Origin of the sequence: Methylobacterium sp. Leaf99 (genome assembly GCF_001422375.1) — a bacterium.
Classification (GTDB): domain Bacteria; phylum Pseudomonadota; class Alphaproteobacteria; order Rhizobiales; family Beijerinckiaceae; genus Methylobacterium.
Genome location: NZ_LMMU01000006.1, coordinates 1 through 5,551, shown reverse-complemented (window position 1 = coordinate 5,551; position 5,551 = coordinate 1). Strand labels below are relative to the sequence as shown.

Sequence of the window (5,551 nt, the reverse complement as noted above, 5' to 3'; positions counted from 1 at the left end):
TGGTTCAACGTGGTCGAGCGCGGCGGCCTGCAGTCGCTGCTTCAGGAGCGCCAGCTCATCCGCGCCACGCGAACGGAGTTCGAGGGCACCAACGCCAAGTCGCTGCCGCCCCTGCGCTTTGCCGGCCTCATCGTCGAGGGCGGCATCCTGGCCTACGACGCTAACACCGTGACGGGGGGGCTGGGCGCGCGCTACCTCGGCATCGGCCTCGACACCAAGTACCGCCGCGACATGGTCACCGTGGCCATGCGCGTGGTCTCGGTCCAGAGCGGGCAGGTTCTGCTCAGCGTCACCACGACGAAGACGATCTACTCGGTCCTGCTGTCGGGCAACATCTACAAGTTCGTGGCCCTCGACCGCATCCTCGAAGGCGAGACGGGCTTCTCGCGCAACGAGCCGACGCAGCTCGCCGTCCGCGAGGCGATCGAACTCGCCGTCTACTCGCTGGTCATCGAGGGCGCCGAGCGCAAGCTGTGGAAGTTCAAGAACAGCGCCAGCTCCACCAGCCTGATCGACCGCTATCGGGGCGCCCCCGTGGTGGGCGCGAAGGCCGAACTGGCCCCGCCGACCCAGTACACGCATCTCGAATTGCCGTCCTCCCCGGCGACCGCCGCCGGGTCCGTCGCCCCCGTCGTGGCCTCCGCTCCCCCGTCCGATGCGCCGCCCCGCGCTGGCGACACGCCCCTCCGCTAGACCCCGTGCGCCGCACCATGCTCGCCACTCAGCCCACCCATCGCCGCCTGAGCCGACTGGCCCCTGCCTGCCTCGGTCTCGTCCTGGGAGGCTGCGTGTCCGGCCAGAACCAGGCCCCGCCGGTGGCCATCGTGACGGATCTCGCTGCGGTCGCAGCCTGTGCGTTCGTCGCTCCCGTCGGCGCCCCCCCCTTCACGCCGGGCTACCGGCTGGATTTGGGATACAAGGATTTCCAGGATGCCCTTCGCCGGCGTACGGCCGCCCTCGGCGGAACGCACCTCTACCTCACCAATCCCTCCGCGGGCTGGGGCGGCGCCAGCGCCATCGGCAGCGCGTATCGCTGCCTCTATGTGTTGCGCTGATCTGAGACGGACATGATTGTTTGAGATATGAGCCCCGCACAGAATTAAGTGGAGTCGACACAAGGCCGTTGAAGCGTAGGCAACTAAAAGCCATGACTTTACATAGACAGCCGTCCGAATGGATCGAACACGGACGTTCCCGATGCCAATCCGGCGTGAGCACCGCTTCTTCTACCCGATCGACTGGCCGCAGCTCTCCGCGATGATCCGCTTCGCGCGCGCCAAGGGGGCGTGCGAGCAGTGTGGCCGACCACACGGCAAGCTCGCCCTACACCTGGGCGACGGCCGGTGGTGGGACGCGGCGGCTGGGCGGTGGCGCGATGGCGCTGGCCGGCCCCTCAAGGCACAGCCGGCGGCAAGCGAGGTGGCCGCGGTCGTCCGCCGGACCCGGGTGTACCTGGCGACGGGGCACCGGAACCACGACACGTCCGAGAACGGCCCAGGCAACTTCGCGGCATGGTGCCAGCGCTGCCATATCCTCCACGACGGGCCTGAGCACCGCCGCAGGCGGCACGCGACCCTTCACAGGCGGCGAGCCCTCGGGGATCTGTTCCTCGGCGCCTACGGACGACCCTAGAGCACGACGACGTTGCCGTGCCGGTGCTGATAAGTGCGGGGCTCGGGCTCACTTCCAACCGTTGGAAGTAAGGGCGGCTATCTGTCATTCGTTGACAGATGGTCGGCCTCAGTCCTCCATCTCGAACAGGTTCCGGGCTGCCCTATGTCGGAAGCTCTGAGCGGATAGGAGTGAAATCACAGTTATGCAGAGAACGGCGATGACGGTGTAAGTCTCAGACGGGTCCAGCGAGGCAAGTCCACCGGAATTGTATTTGTGGACGATCCCATAGGAGTTGAGAGAGAACACGACGGCCGGCGTCCAATAGCCTGCGATGGTTAGACCGACTGCCACGCTGTTATTGTAGGCCGCGTCGATCTTCCTGATCTCGTTCCTGGCCGTTTTCGTCCGCGCTGTCATCGTGGGGTCGCTCCGGTTCCTGAGCCCACCGTACAGCATGAGTTAGGCGGGGACGCCCCGAAGGCGTCCCCAGCCCCTTCCGCTGCTCCGGTAGCTCGCCAAAGTCCCAGCAGCGGGTCGCGACGTGTGCGGGGCCCGGAGGCCGGCAACTGCGACGCGCGTCATCCAACTACCCCGCCGCCCCGGCGCCGGCCAAGGGCTCACGTGGGGGCCGAGGGGTCCTCGGGACGCTTATCCCCCGGATCAGCCCGTACGCCGGACCCGCTCGGCCTCAGCCTGCCAGGCGTCGCGATCCCGTTCGGCCTAGGCGAGCCGAGCCCGCAACGCCTCGATCTCGGCGTGCAACTCGCCGCCGTCGACGGCAAGCTCAACGCACTGATCCTGCACGTCAGCGAGCTGTTGGCGCAGCTCAACGTTCTTTGTCACCACGGCCAGGAAATCGTTGGAGCGCTGGCCGTGGTTGGTCGCCGGTGGTTTAGGTCAGCCGGGCGAGCGGCGCCACCGCGGGAGCTGCGGCGCCGGGGCGCGGGGCGTGATCCAGCTCACGGCGTTCCTGTGAACCCGGGCGGCAATCCGCTGTCGGCGAGGTTCAGTCGGGCATTGGCAAGATCGCGGACTATGCTCCACGCGATTTTTCCGTGCATCTGATCGCACTCATCAATGAGATCTTGAAAGGGGGTTTGATGCATTGAGTTCAGCAGGACGATACAGCGGAGCTTTGTGTCTAAGCCCCGGTCATCTTGTGTGATGTATTTCACAATACTAGAAGCAAGCCTCTCAGCATAATCCGAAAGCATTCCGCCTTCTTCGTCTGATTGCTCTCCCTCCATATCCGGTATTCTTCTGTGTTTCAGTTCATGTTCCTGCCAAGCGTTTTTTAGGGCAATAACCTTATCTAAAAGAATTTCCGGTTCCAATTTGTTCTCATCGTATGCAGTATTCCCGTACATTTGCTATATCTCATCCAGTTTCTACCGAATGTAGACTTAACATTAATTGGAGAGATTGGTAGCTATTGCTGAGGCGCGCCTATGCACCCTCGGTGCGACAAGTTGACTCCCGTTGGCAAGATGCCCTCAACGCTGGGCACTGGAAACAGCGATCTAGCGTTCGCCAGTGAGCGATCATTCAACTCCCAGGGCTGGCCTGGTTCGTGAGCGCCGGCCTCAACGCGAAAGCGGCAGGGCTTTCACCCTGCCGCTACGCTGTGACTGGATCACCCCAATCTCGAGGGGGGTCAGGCCGACCTAGCGAGCCGAGGCGTCAGCAACGACGCGCCGGGCCGTAGGCGCCCGCGGGGTCAACGAGGGCGTGGTCGTCAATTCGGAAGCCGGACGCACCGCAGCGGTGACGCGGGCCTGCTCACGATAGAGCGTCGGCGTGACGGTGATGCGCTCATCAGCGATTGCGGTACCCACCAGGGTGCCGAATGCCAGGGCGGCAAGGACGAAAGTACGGACGGTCATGGTGTCGATTCCTCTGATGGGCCGGGGCCTGCCCCGTTTGATGAGAGGAATATGCTTCGCACTGCACCATCATTCAAACAGATACGGTCGATAGTTGGTATCGATACGGTCAATGCATTCGGCCTCGTAACCAGGGTGTGAGATCACCGTGCCCCTCGGCCGAGACGAAAATTGGCGAGGCTTTCGCCCCGCCGTTATGTCGTCTGGAATGTTGATGTGGCTGCGGCTTTACAGGCCCATCATCGCCTGCGCCGCGCCGACGACAGTGTAGATCAGGCCGGCCACGAAGACACCGGCCATGAGATACGAGAACCCTGTTAACGCCATCGAGAAACCCTTCCTCACGGTTCTCAGCAGCGGTTGCCACCCGAGGTCTGGCCGTACTGCTGAACCGGGAAGGCCTGCTGGTTGGCGTTGCCCTCAGCTGCAGAGCTCATCGGACAATTGAACGGCGACCGGGCCTCCGGCGCAGCGTAAACTGAACCAGTGGTCTCAACCTGAGACCCGAACGAGGTATAGCGGGACGACGGACGCTCAGCGGCCATGGCGGACGAGATCGAAGCAACGCCAAGGATAAAAGCTGCGGTGGCGGTGGCGATACGGGTCTTCATGGCTAGTCTCTAAGCTCCTTCACAGGACTGACCTGGGATCAGGTCTGTTTCTCCCTGTCTGAAACTAATATGGGGAGCCTTTTCCATTCTGGACGTGCCAACGCACACGCGCAGTCGCGGATTAAGCGGGAGGGGCGTCGTGCGCACCATCAGCACGGTGATGGGTAGAGCGCGTTTCTCAAGCGCCCCTCAGCTCGCCCAAACCGGCCGCTGCGAAAAGTAAGCTCTCATAATCGATCCATACCGAAAGTTGCACAGCGCATGCGGTCCTTGCCACAGGGCCATTCAGGGCCGCCAATGTGAGCCAGCAAATGGAAATTATTCATCACATTTGTTTGTTTTCGGCCAAGTGTGATTGATTTTTCCGTCCTGTTGCGCCTTAGAAAAACAACGCAGCGTAATACGGAAATAAATCAATGACTGACATCGAATCGATTCAACAAGCCGACTTTCTTGAGCTGAGCGCCGACATCGTTGCGGCCTACGTATCTAACAACTCCTTACCCCCGACCGATATTGGCATGCTACTGGCTGGTGTGTACGCAGCCATTAAGGGCCTTGCTAAGGGTGGCTCTGCCGCTCCGGAAGAAGATAACATTGCGAAGGCCACCCCGGCGCAGATCAAAAAGTCGATCACGCCGGATGGCCTCATCAGCTTCGAGGACGGCAAGTCCTACAAAACCATGCGTCGGCATCTCACCTTGCGTGGCCTAACCCCTGAGGGTTATCGCGCGAAATACGGCCTTCCAGCCGACTACCCCATGGTCGCTCCAAGCTACTCGGCGGCGCGGTCCGCTATCGCTCACTCTTTTGGACTTGGGCAGCAGCGGAAGGGTTCGGGCAAAGCGACTGAGGCCAGGGCCGCTCAACCCGACAAGACGGTTTCCAAGGCTTCAACCGACGTAAAGCCAAAGCGTGCAGGACGCCCGCGCAAGGCTGCCGCCGCTTGACGCTGATGTGGTCAGTCACCTCAGGCGTCCACAACTTCCGCGTATTGAACCCATCGACTGCCGCTTCTTTCACCTTGCGGAATTAGCATAGAGACGCTCTTTGCAGGGAGATTGCCCTTGCTGGTCCTCGGGCACCTCACACTGAAACTGACAGCCCGCGGCATCTGAGCAAGCGGGCTGTTTTTTTGGAACCAACCGTAGGGTTGCTCGTTATGTCGCCCGTTCCAAATTCATAAGTAAACACCAAGTAAACTCCTTTTGATACTCGTGCCGCTTTCGATCTATTCTCGGTGTGGCCGAAATGCACTAGAAGCGGCGGGCCAGAGGTTGCTAAGTCTCAATCACACCGCACCGAGAGTGCGCCTCTGATTTTCGGCAGCCGCCCCATGTTCAAGACGCTCTTCCTCGCCAGCACCGCAGCCGCCCTCCTCGTGGGCGCCGCCTCGGCCGCCGACCTTCCGCGCCGCGCCGCCCCGCCGGTGTTCGTGCCGGT

At 62.0% G+C, this 5,551-nt stretch carries 9 protein-coding genes; 4 read left to right on the top strand and 5 right to left on the bottom strand.

What is annotated here, in order from left to right; all coding sequences use genetic code 11:
- The 3 genes from ASF28_RS11080 to ASF28_RS23325 all read left to right on the top strand — a co-directional run.
- On the top strand, nt 1–693 hold a 693-nt coding region (locus tag ASF28_RS11080; protein WP_274533121.1), incomplete at its 5' end, for a CsgG/HfaB family protein.
- Nucleotides 694–788: 95 nt separating this feature from the next.
- Nucleotides 789–1,055, top strand: a complete 267-nt coding sequence (locus ASF28_RS11075; protein WP_157085560.1) for a hypothetical protein — start codon at nt 789–791, stop codon at nt 1,053–1,055.
- Between the two features lie 142 nt (nt 1,056–1,197).
- Nucleotides 1,198–1,632 carry a hypothetical protein gene (locus ASF28_RS23325; protein WP_056092094.1) on the top strand — a complete coding sequence of 145 codons (435 nt, stop codon included), beginning with the start codon at nt 1,198–1,200 and terminating at the stop codon, nt 1,630–1,632.
- Nucleotides 1,633–1,740: 108 nt separating this feature from the next.
- Here the strand turns inward: ASF28_RS23325 and ASF28_RS11065 are convergent, their stop codons facing one another.
- The 5 genes from ASF28_RS11065 to ASF28_RS21770 form a co-directional block, all read right to left on the bottom strand.
- Nucleotides 1,741–2,031 carry a hypothetical protein gene (locus ASF28_RS11065; protein WP_157085558.1) on the bottom strand — a complete coding sequence of 97 codons (291 nt, stop codon included), beginning with the start codon at nt 2,029–2,031 and terminating at the stop codon, nt 1,741–1,743.
- 303 nt (nt 2,032–2,334) lie between these two features.
- On the bottom strand, nt 2,335–2,460 hold the full coding sequence (locus ASF28_RS23585) for a hypothetical protein (protein WP_274533120.1): 126 nt from the start codon (nt 2,458–2,460) through the stop codon (nt 2,335–2,337).
- 113 nt (nt 2,461–2,573) lie between these two features.
- The gene (locus ASF28_RS22485) at nt 2,574–2,981 is read right to left on the bottom strand and encodes a hypothetical protein (RefSeq protein WP_157085556.1); all 408 of its coding nucleotides are present in this window, start codon (nt 2,979–2,981) and stop codon (nt 2,574–2,576) included.
- A 297-nt stretch (nt 2,982–3,278) separates the two neighbouring features.
- Nucleotides 3,279–3,497 carry a hypothetical protein gene (locus tag ASF28_RS11060; RefSeq protein WP_056092090.1) on the bottom strand — a complete coding sequence of 73 codons (219 nt, stop codon included), beginning with the start codon at nt 3,495–3,497 and terminating at the stop codon, nt 3,279–3,281.
- A gap of 350 nt (nt 3,498–3,847) precedes the next feature.
- Nucleotides 3,848–4,108: a hypothetical protein gene (locus ASF28_RS21770; protein WP_082476484.1), complete on the bottom strand. Its 261-nt coding sequence runs from the start codon at nt 4,106–4,108 to the stop codon at nt 3,848–3,850.
- 416 nt (nt 4,109–4,524) lie between these two features.
- Between ASF28_RS21770 and ASF28_RS21765 the strand changes: the two genes are divergently transcribed.
- Entirely contained in the window at nt 4,525–5,058 is a 534-nt protein-coding gene (locus tag ASF28_RS21765) for a MucR family transcriptional regulator (RefSeq protein ID WP_082476482.1), read from the top strand.
- Nucleotides 5,059–5,551 lie beyond the last annotated feature (493 nt).